The sequence below is a fragment of the Pseudomonas sp. Arb-4-2C genome (assembly GCF_055755015.1).
Genome location: NZ_CM146899.1, coordinates 4,252,399 through 4,267,458, shown reverse-complemented (window position 1 = coordinate 4,267,458; position 15,060 = coordinate 4,252,399). Strand labels below are relative to the sequence as shown.

Below are 15,060 nucleotides of genomic sequence, written 5' to 3'. Positions count from 1 at the left end.
AGACGCTTTCGCGAGCAGGCTCGCTCCCACAGGGGGTTGGTGGTGGATGAAGTATCCGGGCTGGCCGATGTTCAGGGTGGGAGTGGGCTTGCTCACGAAGAGGGCGTGTCAGGCAACACTGAGCTGACTGGTTAGACGCCTTCGCGAGCAAGCCCGCTCCCACAGGGGGTTGGTGGTGGATGAAGTATCCGGGCTGGCCGCTATCCGGGGTGGGAGTGGGCTTGCTCACGAAGAGGGCGTGTCAGGCAATACTGAGCTGGCTGATCTGACGCCTTCGCGAGCAGGCTCGCTCCCACAGGGGATGGGGGGAGGTGAAGTATTCGGGCTGGCCGATATCCAGGGTGGGAGTGGGCTTGCTCACGAAGAGGGCGTGTCAGGCAACACTGAGCTGACTGATCTGACGCCTTCGCGAGCAAGCCCGCTCCCACAGGGGGGCGTGTTGTTCAAAAGATCTGGGTGAACAGCCAATACAGGCTGCCCGACAGTAGAATCGCCGCCGGCAATGTCAGCACCCACGCCATCAGCAGATTGCGGATGGTCTTCATCTGCAAGCCACCGCCATTGGCAACCATGGTCCCGGCCACGCCCGAGGACAGCACGTGGGTGGTCGACACTGGCAAGCCGAACATGTCCGCCGCGCCGATGGTCAGCATCGCTACGGTTTCTGCCGAGGCGCCTTGAGCGTAGGTCAGGTGGGTCTTGCCGATCTTCTCACCCACCGTCACCACAATCCGCTTCCAGCCGACCATGGTGCCCAGCCCCAGAGCGATGGCCACGGCGATCTTGACCCACAGCGGAATGAACCGCGTGGCGTTGTCGATCTGCTGCTTGAACAGTTGCAGCTTGCCGTTGGTGTCAGCGTCGAAGTTGCCGACCTTGTTCTTGTCCATCAGGCGAATGCTTTCGCTGGCCAGGTACATGTCGTTACGCACGTTGCCCATGGCTTGCGCCGGGACTTTGGCCAACGAGCCGTAGCCTTTGACTTCTTCGCCGATGTGCCCGGTGAGGGAGGCGAGGGCGGGGATCAACTGCGGCGTGGCTTCCTTGCTGCGTACGTAATCGGAGAGCACTGCGCGTGGGTCGGCGGGTGCCGGCAGCGGCGCACTTTTCACCAGCGCTTGCTGGGTCACTTGCGCGACGGCGGCGAACTGCAGCGATTGTTCTTCGGGCATGGTGCGGTTCAAGGCGTACGCCATCGGCAGCGTACCGACCAGAATCAACATGATCAGGCCCATGCCTTTTTGGCCGTCATTGGAGCCGTGGGCGAAGGACACACCGGTGCAGGTGAGGATCAGCAAGCCGCGAATCCACCACGGTGGCGGGGTGTTGCCTTCCGGTGCCTTGTACAGCGAGCGATTCTTCACAAACGCACGCAGGGCCAGCAGCAACAGCGCCGCACAACCGAAACCTACCAGCGGCGACAGCAGTAAGGCGTAACCGATCTTGGTCGCTTGCGCCCAGTCCACGCCGCTGGTGCCGTCGCGCCCATGCATCAGGGCATTGGCGACGCCTACGCCGATGATCGAGCCGATCAACGTGTGCGATGACGACGCCGGCAGACCTAGCCACCAGGTGCCGAGGTTCCACAGGATCGCCGCGATCAGCAGGGCGAAGATCATCGCGAAACCGGCGGACGAACCGACCTGCAGAATCAACTCCACCGGTAGCAGGGCGATGATGCCGAACGCCACGGCGCCGCTGGACAGCAGCACCCCGAGGAAGTTGAAGAACCCCGACCAGACCACCGCGACATTCGGCGGCAGCGAGTGGGTGTAGATCACCGTCGCCACGGCGTTGGCGGTGTCGTGGAAACCGTTGACGAACTCGAAGCCCAGCGCAATCAGCAACGCCACACCGAGCAGCAGGAACGGGGTCCAGGTGGTGACCACCGTGCCAAGTTCGTGCATGTCGTGCATCAGGCTGTAGGCGGTGAACAGCATCCCCATCGCGAGCACCGCGAAAAAGATCACGTAGGTGAACGGGCTGGTTTTCTTGTCGAGGGCCGGCCGGCCGCTGGGGGCGGACGCCTGGTGGGCGGTCAGGGAGGGAGTAGCCATGAGCGGACAATCCTGAGCGAGGGAAGGAGTGTCGGTCATGATCGTTGCTAAATATTACAGAGAGACTGCGGCAGGTCAGTGTTTGGGGTTTTAGCCGACCATTGATCTGGAGGGCAACGAACAACCCTGTGGGAGCGAGCCTGCTCGCGAAGACGGAATGTCAGACACCATCCTTGTTGAATGGCACACCGCTTTCGCGAGCAGGCTCGCTCCCACAGGGGGAATGTGTTGGCAACGAATGTGGAGTCAATAATCCCCGCGCTTGCGAAATGCCCAGCGCCCGGCAATCACGGTAAACGTCACCACCAGCGCCACCAGAATCCAGAACCCCTCCGGATCCGTCGCCAGCGGTACGCCGCCGACGTTCATGCCGAAGAAACCGGCAATGATGTTGATCGGCAGCGCCAGCACCGTCACCACCGTCAGGGTAAACAGCGTGCGGTTGCTCTGTTCGTTGAGGTTGGCGGCGATCTCTTCCTGAAGCAATTTGATCCGCTCACCAAGGGCAGTGAGGTCGTTGATGATCAGCGCGAACTCCTCGGTGGATTTGCGCAGCTCCTTGACGTCCTCCTTCTGCAGCCACGGGGGCGGGCGGTTGAGCAGGCGCAGCAACGACCCCGGCTCCAGCGCCAGCAGCCGTTGCAGGCGCACCAGCACCCGGCGATTGGCGCCGAGTTCGGCGCGGTTGGTCGACAGGCGTGAGGAGAGCAATTCATCTTCCACCTGGTCGACGCTCATGCTGGTCTTGCGCACGATTTGCGTCAGCACTTCGCCCTGATCGCGCAACAGGTGCACGAGCAGTTCCGACGGCGAGCGAAAGCATTCGCCGGCCTTCACCGACGAGCGCAGTTTGTCCACCGAGTGCAGCGGTTGCAGGCGCGCGCTGACGATCAACTTGCTGCGCACGCAGACCCACAGCGTCGACACGTCGGAGGAGACCATGCTGCTGAGGTTGAACACCACGTCGTTGACCACCGCCAGCAAGGCCGAGTCAACGTGTTCGATGCGCGTTGAACGCGAACCTTCGTGCAACGCTTCAAAAAATTCTTCGGGCAATTGCAGGTGGCTTTTCATCCAGCGTTCGCACGCTGCGTGGGCCAGGTTCAGGTGCAACCAGAGGAATTCATCACCGTCGCTGTCGTCTTGCAGGCAGCGCAGGGCGGTCGCCGAATCGACTTCGCGGCCACGTTCGCCCGGGCGGAAACGGAAACCGTAAAGCAGGCCGAACAAGTCAGGGTCGCGATGACTGATATCGAGGCTGTGGTTCATGGAGGCTCGCTGCGAGGAGGGCGCGTCGGTCGCGGAATGGCAGGTTCACTGAGCCGCATCATCGCAAGCGCATATGACACTTGTGTGACGACTAAATGACGCCAGATCAATGTCTTACCGGCGGTCGGATTTTCTTCAAGAAGCGCTCTGGTGCGCCGATCACGCTTAGGTTACGTTGCGCGCGCTTGGCCATGAGCCAAGGCTCGCCGACACGGATGTCCGGCAAAACTCCACGCCTCACCGGGCGTGCCTCATCCCTGTCCTGAGTATCTTGCGATGCTGCAAAAATCCCTGAGAGCGCAAATTCTCGCCCTGCTGAGCGGCAGCCTGCTGGCGATGTTGTTGATCGCGCTGGCCTGTTTTCATTTCCTGTCCAACGGCGTGCAGAACTACAGCCAGTTGATCGCAGGTCCCTTGCACACCTCGCAGTTGATCGACGAGGCCAACCTGCAATTCAAGGTGCAGGTACAGGAATGGAAGAACGTCCTGCTGCGCGGCAAGCAACCGGCGGACCTGGCCAAATACTGGAGCCAGTTCGAAGATCGCCAGCGCGATGTGCAGAACATCCTCGGTGAACTGGCCGGCCAGAAAGGCATCGAGCCGGCGCTGAAAAGCCGCATCGAACGCCTGCGTGACGAGCACCGTCAACTGGGCAGCGCCTACCAGAAAGGCCGTGATGCCTACGTGGCGGCCGGTGGCGATCCAACCGCTGGCGACACCGCTGTCAAAGGCGTAGACCGTGCCACCAGCGATCAGATGAGCGAACTGGTGGCCGAGCTGCGCAAGCACGGCAACGAACAGTCGGCGCAGATCAGCGCCAGTGCCGACAGCACCGTATTGCTGGGCATTCTGGTGATGCTCGGCTCGGGGCTTCTGATCGGTCTCTTGAGCCTGTGGCTGGTCAACCGCAACCTGATCGAACCGATCCGCAAGCTGATCGATTACGTCACCCAGTTGAGTCGCGGGCGCCTCGCCGAACGTGTTGCCAACAACCGCCAGGACGAGTTGGGCAACCTTGCGGCCGCCGCCAATACCCTGCGTGACTTCCTTGCCGAAACATTCACCCACCTGCAACGCAGCGCCAGTGATCTGGACAGCGCCAGCGGCGAGCTGAACGCCATTGCCACGACCATGGCCGGCGGCACCAACGAGCAGTTCAACCGCACAGACCAGGTGGCGACGGCGATGAACGAAATGTCCGCCACCGCCCAGGAAGTCGCCCGTCACGCGGCGGACGCGGCGCGCGCGGCCGACGATGCCGACCAGTCCGCCCAGCAGGGTGAAACGGTCATGCAGAGCACCATCCATACCATCACCCAGATGCGCAGCGAAATCGCCAACACCGCCACGGTCATCCGTCGTCTGGAAGCTGACAGCGGGCGTATCGGCAAGGTGCTGGAAGTGATTCGCGGCATCGCCGAGCAGACCAACCTGCTGGCGCTCAATGCGGCGATTGAAGCGGCGCGGGCCGGTGAGGCCGGACGCGGTTTTGCCGTGGTTGCCGACGAGGTGCGCAACCTCGCGCAACGCACGGCGGAGTCGATCATCGAGATCAACCAGATCATTCAGAGCGTGCAGACCGGCGCGGTGGACGCTGCCCACGCGATTGAAAGCGGTCAGGCGCGCAGCGATGAAAGCGTCGAGCAAGTGACCCAGGCCGGCGCCATGCTTGAGCGCATCACCCATGCGGTGGAAGCGATCCGCGACATGAACCGCCAGATCGCCACCGCTGCCGAAGAGCAGACCTCGGTGGCCGAAGACATCTCGCGCAACCTGACCGAGATCACCTCGATTGCCAGCACCAACCTCAACAGCGTGCAGCGCACCGAAAGCGCCAGCCAGAACCTGCATGGCCTGTCCGGGCAACTCAATGAGGTCACCGCGCGCCTGAGCGCCTGATCGAGCCTGGGTGTACCGATTCGGTTACCGAGTCGGTACACAGTCGATCTCAAATCAGGGCGAGCGCCGCCGATGGCCGATTATTCATAACCGGCATCGGAGCCTTCCCATGGTCAGCATCACCTCTGTTTCAATCAACCAGACCCTCAGCACCGCCACCAGCAAAACCAAAATCAGCGACGCTACCGAGGACGCCTCCAGCACCACCGCCACGGCCAGCAACGGCGTCAGCGCGGATACCGGCAAAGTCGCTGCCGGTGAGGGCGCTGCGCCGGCGGGCGACAGCAGTTCCGACAGCAGCGATGAATCGGATTCGGTGAAAGAACTGCGCAAGCAGATTGCCGAGCTGCAAAAGCAACTGCAGGAACAGCAACAGGCTTTGCAGGCGGCCCAGGCCAAGCAGGAAGACGCTGATGCCAAGGCAGCCGATGTGGCGTCCGCCGAATCGCAGATATCCAGCACGTCGGCTTCGTTGCAGACGGCGACGGCGGCGTTGTTGCAGGCGTTGCAGCAGTCGGGTTCGAGCAGCTCGGGCTCGCTGGTCAGCACTTCGGCCTGAACATCACGTTCCCCTTGTAGGAGTGAGCTTGCTCGCGACAGCGGTATGTCTGCCATATTCATGGTGACTGACACATCGCTATCGCGAGCAGGCTCACTCCTGCAGGGAACTGTGGTGTGTCTCAGGGGGTGGGCAGGCTGAAGGTGAACAGCGTGCCGCTTTGAGCGGTGGACGCGACATGCAGGCGCCCGCCGTGGGACTGGGCAATCTGGCTGGCGATATACAGACCTAGACCGAGGCCGGCCTGGGGCGTGCTGCCGACCGGGCGTGAATAGGGCTGGAACAGATGCGGCAGGATCGCTTCGGGAATATGCCCTTGGTTTTTCACCGCCAGCATCAACGCACCGTGCTCGACTTGAGCGATGACTTCGATGTCGCCCGCCGGGTCGCCATGGGCCACGGCATTGGCCAGCAAGTTCGACAGCAGTTGGGCAATCCGGGCACGGTCGCAATGCACACCCTGCAAGTCGCCAATGGACGCGCTGATCGTGCGTTCCGGGTGCACGTTGCGGATCTCCGTCACCACCTGCTGCACCGCTTCGGTCAGGTCCGCGCAGCGCTGGATATCCACCGGAATGCCATTGCCCAACCGTCCGCGAGCGAAATCAAGCACGTCATCCACCAGCCGCGTCGCCCGTTGCGCACTGCCAAGAATGTTGCGCACGCGCACGTCGATGGCCGGGTCCGGGTGCTTGCGCAAGAGCATTTCGGCACCGGCGCTGATGGCAAATAGCGGGTTGCGCAAATCGTGGCCGAGCACGGCGATGAACTGTTCGCGCAGCTCACTGTTTTCCCGTTCGGCCTGCAACTCGGTTTCGGTGCGTTGCAGGTTTTCTTCGGCTTCGATCTGCAGCGCGAGCATCCGCGCGAAAGACTCCATGGTGCTTTGAATCGTGCTGGATTTCAGTTGCGCAGGAATCGGGTCGAGGGCGCAGATGGTGCCGAAGAAACGTCCGTCGGTGCGAAACACCGGGACCGAAATGTAGCTCTCGAATTTGTACAGGCGCGGGGTGTGATGCTCGCGGTAGAGCGGGTCTTCGCTGGCCTTGTCGATCACCACCGAGACATGCGACTGACGGATTTCGTGGCACAGCGTGGTGACCACGTCCAGTTCACCGCCGACCTGCAAGCCGAACGCCAATTGATCGAGCACCGCGCAGGTGGTCCACGAATCCTCGGTAACCCGCGCCACCGCGGCAAAACGCAGGCCCGTCAGTTCGCGGATCACCTGAAGGATCGCCGGAACCGCGCTGATCCGGCCGATTGTCGCGATGTCTGCTGCCGCTGTCTGCCCCATGCCCATCGCTCTCGTCTGCTGTCGTTGATCGATCTGCGCCCATACTAGCGGGCTGCCGGGGGCTTGGCGCGCATTGATTACGCGGCTGAAGCGATCAGCCTGAGGCCAGACGCGAAAAAGCCGCACGATCCTTTGATCGTGCGGCTTTTTCGGCGGTGTATCAGGTGTCTTGCTTGTTGCTCAGGACCTTGCCGGTGGTGGCATCGAAGTCCACGTCGAACTCTTTGCCATCGGCGGTTTTCAGCTCGACTTCGTACTCGTAACCGTTGAAGTGGTTGTCCAGATCGGTGTCGGTGATGGTCGCACCCGGGTGCAGTTTCAGCGCCTCGGCGTTCATCGACTCCAGCGACTTGATCTTGCCTTCCTTCACCAGTTGCGGGATCTGGTTGACGCGGACGTCAGCCTGGGCCAGGCCGGCGGTCAGTGTCAGGGCAGCGGCGGTAAACAGGGCAGTCAAAGTTTTCATCGGGTCATTCCTTGGGTTGTTCGTTGAAGTGGGCTCAGGTTAACCACTGCAACTTAATTCACCCTTAAAACCCCGCATCGCGTGCAGGGCTCTTGTAGGAGTGAGCCTGCTCGCGATGCGGACCACCCGGTTGACCGATCAGAACCCGTTGTTCTTCAACACCTGATCAACACTGGCACTGGCCGGGCGCTTGTAGAACTTCAACAGTTCGCTGGCGCGGTTGGTGAAGATGCCATCGACACCCGCCGCCATGACTTTCTCGAAGTCCACCGGCTCATCGACGGTATACACGTGCACCAGCATGCCCTGATCGTGGGTGTACTGGTTCATCCACGGCTGTACCAGATCCGAATAGCTCTGGTCGCCGCCCTTGGTCAGCCTGGCCGAAGGGCCGGTGCCGATGGCGCCCTGAGCCTTGGCGAAATCAACCCACTGTTTGAACTCGGCTTCGGACTTCGGCTCCTGCTTGCCGTAGAACACGTTCTTGTCTTTTTCGCCGGACTCGGCAAAGGTCACTGCCGATTTCGGCTCGATGCTGCCTTCGCCGACCCACAGCAGCAGGATCTTCGGCACCTGCGGCATTTCCTTTTGCAGCAGTACGAGGCTGTTCTTCTCGAAGGTCTGCAGGATCACCTTGCCTTTGCCCTGGCCGACGCCCAGCTCACTCTTCGCCAGTTTCGAACCGGCCGGGCTCAGCCAGCCGCGATCCTGCAGCTTCTCTTTCAGGTCGTGCTCGATCCCGGGGAACAGCTGCGGTTCTTTGGTTTCGATGTACAGGCCCGGCTTGTGTTTCGGGTTGGCCTGGGCGATGTCGATGATTTCGTCCAGGGTCAGGATTTTCAGCCCGGCGTAGGTCGGACGCGCGCGATCCGGGTAAGCCTTGTTGTACCAGCTGCCGGCGTCGAGGGTTTTCAGTTCGGCCATGGTGAAGGCCGTGGCCGGGCTGTCCTTGCGCTCCGGGAATTTGGTCGCGACGTCGGTGGTGCGTTGCAGGTTGTTATCGTGCAGGGCGAACAGCACACCGTCCTTGCTGCGCTGCAAGTCCATTTCCAGGTAATCGGCGCCGAGGTCGCGGGCCAGTTTGTAGGAGGCGGCGGTGGATTCCGGTGCATCGAAGGACGCGCCACGGTGGGCGATCACCGCCGGATGCGGGATGCCGTGGGCGGCGGCCAGCGCATCGATGTTGGTCTGGGCGGCGGCGTGGGCCTGGCCGAGACCGAGCATCAGGCTCAGCATGAGGGCGCTTTTGGTGAAAGTGGCGGGCATGTTCGAGTTCCTTTCGCAGGGCATTTTCAAAGACGTACCTTTTAACAACTGAATCGATTGCGTGCTATCGCCAGACCGACATAAACGTATTAAAAGCGATTTTTCCTGCACTTTTGTGGCGCTGTTTGCAGTACGCTTGCCTCTGGCAGACGCCCCGGCAGAGGGCGCGCCGATTGTTTTGCCCTGCGTGTAAACCATCGATGATTTTTCGTGAGGTTTACCATGCGCATCACTTCCCAACTCATCTGCCAGGCGGCCGACGACCTCAAGGGCTTTGTCGGCCTCAACCGCAAGACCGGTCAGTACATCGTGCGTTTCAGCGAAGATTCGTTCGGCATGGACGTGGCCGATGACGGCATTATTCCCACCAGCGAGTTTGTCTGGGCTGCGGCCTCTGAGACGACCATGACCTTGAAGCGTGAGCTGATTCAGTTGCTGCTGGATCAGAACATCGATGACCGGATCAACATCAGCGAGCCGCTGCGGGTGTACATGAGCAAGGTTGAGGTGCCGGAGATTGTGGCGGTGCGCAGTCTGGTGAAGGGCTGAAGTTATGTAGTGGCTGCTGCGGCCCCTTCGCGAGCAAGCCCGCTCCCACAAATTGTGCTCTACCTGTGCGAGCGAGCCAACTCGCGAGAGGCCAGTGCCAACCCCACCAGACTCACAGCCCAAACGCCGTACCTGTGGGAGCGAGCCTGCTCGCGAAGAGGCCAGTGCAAGCCCCACCAGACTCACAGCCCAAACGCCGTACCTGTGGGAGCGGGCTTGCTCGCGAAGAGGCCAGTGCAAGCCCCACCAGACTCACAGCCCAAACGCCGTACCTGTGGGAGCGAGCCTGCTCGCGAAGAGGCCAGTCGGTACGCCGCAGTCATCACTGCCCGAACCGATACTCCCGCTCCACCCGACACACCCGCGTCTGAAACTTCGAATACCACTCGGCCCGCCCACGCGCCTGAATCACCCGGTGCTCGGGATGCTCGCGCCAGGCCAGAATCGCCGCTTCGCTCTCCCAATACGAAATGGTGATCCCGACTCCGTCTTCCCCGCGAATCGAATCAATTGCGAGAAATCCCGGTTGCTGGCTGACCAGCTCCATCATGCGCTCCGACGCCGCCGCGTAGCCGTTGTCACCCTCGGTGCGGGTCGAGGTGAAAATCACCGCAAAACAGGTCGGGTCCGGTCTCATTGGCGCGGCTCCACGCAGGCTTCGACGAACGCCCGCACCAGCGGCGGCACCTGACCCTTGAGCGCCGCACGTTCCGGCTGGAACAACGTGGCGACAAAAAATACATGGTCGGTCAATTCGATTGCGCGCAAGTCGCCCGTCGAGTCGTGGCCGACAGCGCGTAGCCGATGGGTCAGCAACGCTTGTTGAAACTGCGGATTCACGCCAAACCGGCAGTGATAGCCTTCATGAATCTCGGACGTTTCGTACGCTTTGGCGATCAACGAACCTGCGACCAGATGAATACTGTCCACCGCTTCCACCAGTGAACAGGTCAGCGGCGTGAGCACCGCTCGCTCCGAATCGGGTGACGTCTCGCCATGTTCGGCATCGGCCCAGCCCAGCACATTGCGCGAAAACTCCAGCACCGCATGCTGAAAGCCACCGCAGGTGCCGAGGAAAGGGCGCTGTTGTTCGCGGGCAAAACGAATCGCGCGCAAGGCGCCTGCTTCGCTTTTGTAGGGACTGGCCGGGACACACCAGAAACCGTCGAAGTGATCCAGCGCGGTGTCGGCGTGGATGTGTTCGGTGGGCAACCATTGGAATTGCACATCGCGGCCAGTCTGCTCGGCGATCATCCCGAGTGCGACGGGGATCGCCTGGTGGGCGGTGACTTGCGGGTCGTAATCGCCGATCAGGGCGATGGAAATGGCGTCCATGGGATTTCCTTTATTGAATAATACGGCGTGTTTTTGTGGCGAGGGAGGCAGCTCCCTCGCCACAGTGATTGCCTGTTGTTGATTGATGGGGCTCACTATAGATTGGCGTTCACGCACTCAATATTGGCGTTTCCCCAAGTGATCAATGCAGCGACGCACTATCGACTCGACTACCCGGATCTGACGCTGATTCTCGCTCTGGTGCGCGGCGGCTCTCTGGCCCGGGCTTCGCAGTTGCTCAGGGTAGACGTGTCGACGGTGTTTCGCGCGGTGCGGCGTCTGGAGTCGGCGCTGGGTCAGCAGTTGTTCGAAAAGAGCCGCACCGGCTACCTGCCGACCACGCTCGCGCAGTCGCTGGCCGAGCAGGCCGAGTGCGCCGAGCAGGCACTGGAAGCGGCGCGGATCGGTGTCGAGCAGGGTGGGGAAGTGGTCAGCGGCACGGTGCGCCTGACCTGTACCGATTCGGTGCTGCAAGGGCTGCTGTTACCGGCGCTGGCGCAGTTCATGCCGAACTACCCGGCGCTGACCATCGAACTCAGCACCTCCAACGATTTCGCCAACCTCAGCCGACGCGATGCCGACATCGCCCTGCGCCTGACGCGCACGCCGCCCGAGCATCTGGTCGGACGCCAACTGGCGAAGATTTCCTATCGGGTCTGTGCCAATGCGCGTTATCTGCAAAGCGTTGATGCGACGGATCTGGCGGCGCTGACCTGGATCGCCCTGGACGAGTTTCTGCCGGATCACCCGACCGTCGCCTGGCGCCGGCAGCAGTTGCCCGGCGTGATCCCGGCTTATCGCTGCAACAGCATGCTCTCGGTTACCGAGCTGGTGCGCGGCGGACTCGGCGTGGCGGCGTTGCCGGACTTTCTGATCACCGAAGGGGTGCAAGCCCTCAGCGAACCACTGCACGGCTATGACACCGCGCTGTGGTTGCTGACCCGCCCGGACTGCCGGGCGTTGCGCTCGGTGGTCACGCTGTTCGACGAGCTGGGGCGGGCGCTGCGTTTGCCCTGATCAGGGCTGTCGGGTCTGGCACATGTGCTCGTGCAACTCGCGCGTCAAACCCTCGATGCGTTCGGTCAGGCTCTTGGTCATTTCGGTGAGGCGGGTGTTCTGCTCCAGCAGTTCAAGCAGTTGCGTGGTGTTCTTCGCCGCTTGCGCTTGGCGCTCGCTGTTGGCCGTCGCCAGCGCTTCACGGTGTTGCGCGTCGGCGTCCGCTTGCGCCTTGTCCCGCGCGGCCTGGCGAGTTTGTGCCAGCAGGATCAACGGCGCGGCGTAGGCCGATTGCAGGCTGAACGCGAGGTTCAGCAGAATGAACGGGTACACGTCGAACGTGGTGATGCCCGTCACGTTGAGTAAAACCCACAACAGTACGATCAGGGTTTGCGCGCCAAGAAACGTCGGCGTGCCGAAGAATCGCGCGAATGCCTCGGCGCGCAGGGCGAACTTGTCGTCGCCGAACGTGGTGTTCAGGTGAGCGTGGGGGCGATGGAAGCGCAGGTGATCGACGGGGGCAGTGGCGGGTGTTTCGGGTTTTTCTGTGGTCATGATGGACTCGGCAGGCTTCAGGGCTATTGATCACTATAGCCCTGTGCCGAGGCTGGCGGCCCCTTCGCGAACAAGCCCGCGCCTACATTGGAGTGCGTTGCCCTGTGTGAGCGGGCTTGCTCGCGAAGGCCGCGACGCGGTCTAACACCCCGACACAGCGATCACCCAGGTGCACGCTCATTGGCAAACATGCTCACCGCCTGCACCGCTTCGCTGGCGCCATCGCGGATCTGCAGAATCACACTGCCGGCCTGATCCGCCAGTTCAACGCCTTGTGCCGCCCGGCCACGGGTGCCTTCCATGCTCTTGATCGCCTGGCGGGTTTCGCTCTGGATCAGACCGATCATGCTGGAAATCTCTGCTGTCGAGCCGCTGGTGCGCGCCGCCAGTTGCCGCACCTCGTCCGCCACCACCGCAAACCCGCGCCCCTGATCGCCGGCGCGCGCCGCCTCGATCGCCGCGTTGAGCGCCAACAGGTTGGTCTGGTCGGCAATCGCGCGGATCGTGTTGACGATCGCCGTGATCTGCTCCGAGCGTTCGCCGAGCTGCGCGATCAACGTAGAAGACTGGGCGATGTCGTCAGCGATTTCACGCATTTCGCTGGCCGCTTGCTGGATCACCTGGGTGCCTTGCTCGGCGACTTTCCGGGTCTCGACGGAGATGTGATAAGCCGCGCTGGCGCTGCGGGCATCCTGTTCGTGCTGCTCGACACGGGCGCTGACGTCCGTGGCGAATTTCACCACTTTGCACAGGCGTCCGGAGGCGTCGTACACCGGGTTGTAGTTGGCCTCCAGCCACACGGTCTGGCCGCGTTTGTCGACGCGTTCGAACTGGCCTTGAAACAGCTCCCCCTGATTCAACCGCCGCCAGAAATCCTCGTAGGCGCTGCTGTTGACCAGTTCCGGGCGGCAGAACAACCGGTGATGTTTACCCTTCAATTCAGCAAGGGTGTAACCCATGCGCGTCAGAAAATTCTGGTTGGCCGTGAGAATACTGCCGTCGAGGTTGAATTCGATCACCGCCATCGCCCGATCGATCGCCTGAAGCTTGGCGTTGGCTTCGCTTTCCTGCTGCACCTTGATCGTCACGTCCATGGCGTACTTGACCACTTTGACCACCCGCCCCGATGCATCCTTGATCGGGTTATAGCTGGCTTCCAGCCAGATCGGCTGGCCTTGACTGTTGACCCGCTCGAAGGTCCCGGACTGGAACTGGCCATTTTTCAGGCGCGACCACAGCTCGGTGTATTGCGCGCTGCGGCCAAATGCCGGGGTGCAGAAACACCGGTGAGGCTGGCCAATCACCTGTTCGGCGCGGTAGCCGGTGGTCCTGAGGAAATTGTCATTGGCACTTAGTACCACGCCGTCCAGATCGAACTCAATCACCGCCATGGAGCGGTTGATGGCTTCAAGCAAGCCGTTCTGTTGGGTGATGGTGTGTTGAAGGTCATTGAGGGCGGACTGGTGGCGATTGAAAAACATGTGAGCAGTACCTGGAAGTAGGGAAAGACGAGGTTTGTGTCCCTGTTTCCGCGCTGCCAGAGCCAATGCAGGGTAGGCATTGGCCGTTGACTTCAAAATGCCAGCATCCAGGCTGACGAGCAGATCTTATACAAACTAATTGTTCTTGTACAAGAAAGTGCGAGCCAACATGTTTACAGTTTTTTCAAAGGCTGAATTGGCTGGCGTCGTTTGAGCTCGGACGGCCCAGCGCCACGCTGATCGTGTTGCGCCCCGTGTGTTTGGCGGTATAGAGCGCCTTGTCGGCGTCATCCAGCCAGGCGACGGCATCGCTGTAGGCCGGCTGAAAACGCGCCAGGCCAATACTCAGGCTGACCCGCAGTTCCGGCACATCGGGATGACGGTACTGATGCAACGCCAGACGCAGTTGCTCCATCCGTGCCTCGGCCTTGTGCAGGGGCTGATCGGGCAGGATCACGCAGAACTCGTCCCCCCCATAGCGGCCCGCCGGTTCACCTTCGGCCAGTTGCTTGAGCGCGCGGGACAGATGCCGCAGCACCGCGTCGCCGATGATGTGTCCGTAGTTGTCGTTGATGGACTTGAAGTGATCAATGTCGATCAGCGCCAGAATATCCAGGGTGTGGCGCTGCTGGCAGTGCTCGAACTTGCTGTGCAGCAGATCTTTCCACGCGCCATGGTTGAGCAGGCCGGTGAGGCTGTCGGTGCGGCTGAGGGCGCTCAACGCACGTTTGTGCTGGGCAAGTTTGATCGCCAGTTGATAAGAGACCAGACCCAGCGCCAGTGGATACAGGGTGAGCATCGGCAGGCAGGCCCAGACCTGGATCTGCGTCATGGTCAGGCTGAACTTGAACCCGAAGACTGCCCAGCCCAGCAGTACGCCGGCGAGTTGGGCGAGGGCGCCGAACAGGAACAGTCGACGTCCACCGGCGGCGACGTTGTTCATGGTCATCATCGACAGAATGGTCACGGTGGTCAGCGGGTTGAACTGAAAACACGCAGTCCAGAAGCCACCGCATAACGAGTCGTACAACAGGTTGCGACGTTCGGCGTGGTAGGGGAAGGTCGAGTGCGTTGACACCTGATAAGCCAGATGTGGCCAGACAAAACCGTTGAACACCAGCAGCGCCCAGAGCCAGGTCGGCATGTGCAGCGGATACAGCGCTGCCGCGACGCTGAAAAAGCCGACGCCCAGACCGATGGCCCTTGGCAGATAGATGCGTCTGGCGAATGACAAGCCTTTGCCGCGTTGGTTTTCCATGATGTCCTGCGCCAGATTCATCCTGAAATACTTTGCAGTATTTGTTTCAGGTTGACCGTCCGTCGGTCAATTG

13 protein-coding genes and 2 pseudogenes are annotated in these 15,060 nt (G+C 61.5%); 4 read left to right on the top strand and 11 right to left on the bottom strand.

Translation table 11 applies throughout. The features are described from left to right. Nucleotides 1–443: 443 nt before the first annotated feature. Together AC0J41_RS19335 and AC0J41_RS19330 are read right to left on the bottom strand one after the other, a co-directional pair. Nucleotides 444–2,057: an inorganic phosphate transporter gene (locus AC0J41_RS19335; protein WP_473013342.1), complete on the bottom strand. Its 1,614-nt coding sequence runs from the start codon at nt 2,055–2,057 to the stop codon at nt 444–446. 246 nt (nt 2,058–2,303) lie between these two features. Beyond that, nucleotides 2,304–3,326: a transporter gene (locus AC0J41_RS19330; protein WP_025112871.1), complete on the bottom strand. Its 1,023-nt coding sequence runs from the start codon at nt 3,324–3,326 to the stop codon at nt 2,304–2,306. 276 nt (nt 3,327–3,602) lie between these two features. Between AC0J41_RS19330 and AC0J41_RS19325 the strand changes: the two genes are divergently transcribed. Both AC0J41_RS19325 and AC0J41_RS19320 read left to right on the top strand, forming a co-directional pair. Continuing rightward, nucleotides 3,603–5,225, top strand: coding sequence for a methyl-accepting chemotaxis protein (locus AC0J41_RS19325; RefSeq protein WP_473013341.1), 1,623 nt, complete (start codon nt 3,603–3,605; stop codon nt 5,223–5,225). 109 nt (nt 5,226–5,334) lie between these two features. Next, nucleotides 5,335–5,784 carry a hypothetical protein gene (locus AC0J41_RS19320; protein WP_473013340.1) on the top strand — a complete coding sequence of 150 codons (450 nt, stop codon included), beginning with the start codon at nt 5,335–5,337 and terminating at the stop codon, nt 5,782–5,784. A 121-nt stretch (nt 5,785–5,905) separates the two neighbouring features. Here AC0J41_RS19320 and AC0J41_RS19315 read toward each other — a convergent pair whose 3' ends face one another. The 3 genes from AC0J41_RS19315 to AC0J41_RS19305 form a co-directional block, all read right to left on the bottom strand. Further along, nucleotides 5,906–7,081 carry a GAF domain-containing sensor histidine kinase gene (locus AC0J41_RS19315; RefSeq protein WP_473013339.1) on the bottom strand — a complete coding sequence of 392 codons (1,176 nt, stop codon included), beginning with the start codon at nt 7,079–7,081 and terminating at the stop codon, nt 5,906–5,908. Between the two features lie 160 nt (nt 7,082–7,241). Continuing rightward, nucleotides 7,242–7,547 (bottom strand): PepSY domain-containing protein, encoded by a 306-nt coding sequence (locus AC0J41_RS19310; protein WP_473013338.1) that lies wholly within the window; start codon nt 7,545–7,547, stop codon nt 7,242–7,244. Nucleotides 7,548–7,685: 138 nt separating this feature from the next. Beyond that, on the bottom strand, nt 7,686–8,813 hold the full coding sequence (locus AC0J41_RS19305) for a glycerophosphodiester phosphodiesterase (protein WP_025112876.1): 1,128 nt from the start codon (nt 8,811–8,813) through the stop codon (nt 7,686–7,688). A gap of 222 nt (nt 8,814–9,035) precedes the next feature. Between AC0J41_RS19305 and AC0J41_RS19300 the strand changes: the two genes are divergently transcribed. After that, nucleotides 9,036–9,362 carry a DUF2025 family protein gene (locus AC0J41_RS19300; RefSeq protein WP_025112877.1) on the top strand — a complete coding sequence of 109 codons (327 nt, stop codon included), beginning with the start codon at nt 9,036–9,038 and terminating at the stop codon, nt 9,360–9,362. A 322-nt stretch (nt 9,363–9,684) separates the two neighbouring features. On the opposite strand, the gene AC0J41_RS19295 is transcribed toward AC0J41_RS19300, so the two are convergent. Then, nucleotides 9,685–9,999, bottom strand: a complete 315-nt coding sequence (locus AC0J41_RS19295) for an antibiotic biosynthesis monooxygenase family protein (RefSeq protein WP_025112878.1) — start codon at nt 9,997–9,999, stop codon at nt 9,685–9,687. Beyond that, nucleotides 9,996–10,697 (bottom strand): CTP synthase C-terminal region-related (seleno)protein, encoded by a 702-nt coding sequence (locus AC0J41_RS19290; protein ID WP_473013337.1) that lies wholly within the window; start codon nt 10,695–10,697, stop codon nt 9,996–9,998. Before AC0J41_RS19290 ends, AC0J41_RS19295 begins: the two co-directional genes overlap by 4 nt. A gap of 75 nt (nt 10,698–10,772) precedes the next feature. Between AC0J41_RS19290 and AC0J41_RS19285 the strand changes: the two genes are divergently transcribed. Then, nucleotides 10,773–11,714, top strand: a complete 942-nt coding sequence (locus AC0J41_RS19285) for a LysR family transcriptional regulator (RefSeq protein WP_473013336.1) — start codon at nt 10,773–10,775, stop codon at nt 11,712–11,714. On the opposite strand, the gene AC0J41_RS19280 is transcribed toward AC0J41_RS19285, so the two are convergent. The 4 genes and pseudogenes from AC0J41_RS19280 to AC0J41_RS19265 all read right to left on the bottom strand — a co-directional run bounded on the left by AC0J41_RS19280 (nt 11,715) and on the right by AC0J41_RS19265 (nt 15,008). Further along, on the bottom strand, nt 11,715–12,248 hold the full coding sequence (locus AC0J41_RS19280) for a DUF1003 domain-containing protein (RefSeq protein ID WP_025112881.1): 534 nt from the start codon (nt 12,246–12,248) through the stop codon (nt 11,715–11,717). A gap of 161 nt (nt 12,249–12,409) precedes the next feature. Further along, a pseudogene (locus tag AC0J41_RS19275) lies at nt 12,410–12,847 on the bottom strand (methyl-accepting chemotaxis protein); the annotation flags it as partial. A gap of 108 nt (nt 12,848–12,955) precedes the next feature. Continuing rightward, nucleotides 12,956–13,639, bottom strand: a pseudogene (locus tag AC0J41_RS19270) (PAS domain-containing protein); the annotation flags it as partial. A 274-nt stretch (nt 13,640–13,913) separates the two neighbouring features. Continuing rightward, nucleotides 13,914–15,008 carry a diguanylate cyclase gene (locus AC0J41_RS19265; protein ID WP_473013335.1) on the bottom strand — a complete coding sequence of 365 codons (1,095 nt, stop codon included), beginning with the start codon at nt 15,006–15,008 and terminating at the stop codon, nt 13,914–13,916. Between the last annotated feature and the right edge of the window lie 52 nt (nt 15,009–15,060).

What these genes read in the sequence shown, in the direction of transcription:
- AC0J41_RS19330 (WP_025112871.1), bottom strand. Translation starts at nt 3,326, where the DNA reads ATGAACCACAGCCTCGATATCAGTCATCGCGACCCTGACTTGTTCGGC.
- AC0J41_RS19320 (WP_473013340.1), top strand. Translation starts at nt 5,335, where the DNA reads ATGGTCAGCATCACCTCTGTTTCAATCAACCAGACCCTCAGCACCGCC.
- AC0J41_RS19280 (WP_025112881.1), bottom strand. Translation starts at nt 12,248, where the DNA reads ATGACCACAGAAAAACCCGAAACACCCGCCACTGCCCCCGTCGATCAC.
- AC0J41_RS19335 (WP_473013342.1), bottom strand. Translation starts at nt 2,057, where the DNA reads ATGGCTACTCCCTCCCTGACCGCCCACCAGGCGTCCGCCCCCAGCGGC.
- AC0J41_RS19325 (WP_473013341.1), top strand. Translation starts at nt 3,603, where the DNA reads ATGCTGCAAAAATCCCTGAGAGCGCAAATTCTCGCCCTGCTGAGCGGC.
- AC0J41_RS19300 (WP_025112877.1), top strand. Translation starts at nt 9,036, where the DNA reads ATGCGCATCACTTCCCAACTCATCTGCCAGGCGGCCGACGACCTCAAG.
- AC0J41_RS19310 (WP_473013338.1), bottom strand. Translation starts at nt 7,547, where the DNA reads ATGAAAACTTTGACTGCCCTGTTTACCGCCGCTGCCCTGACACTGACC.
- AC0J41_RS19305 (WP_025112876.1), bottom strand. Translation starts at nt 8,813, where the DNA reads ATGCCCGCCACTTTCACCAAAAGCGCCCTCATGCTGAGCCTGATGCTC.
- AC0J41_RS19295 (WP_025112878.1), bottom strand. Translation starts at nt 9,999, where the DNA reads ATGAGACCGGACCCGACCTGTTTTGCGGTGATTTTCACCTCGACCCGC.
- AC0J41_RS19290 (WP_473013337.1), bottom strand. Translation starts at nt 10,697, where the DNA reads ATGGACGCCATTTCCATCGCCCTGATCGGCGATTACGACCCGCAAGTC.
- AC0J41_RS19265 (WP_473013335.1), bottom strand. Translation starts at nt 15,008, where the DNA reads ATGAATCTGGCGCAGGACATCATGGAAAACCAACGCGGCAAAGGCTTG.
- AC0J41_RS19315 (WP_473013339.1), bottom strand. Translation starts at nt 7,081, where the DNA reads ATGGGGCAGACAGCGGCAGCAGACATCGCGACAATCGGCCGGATCAGC.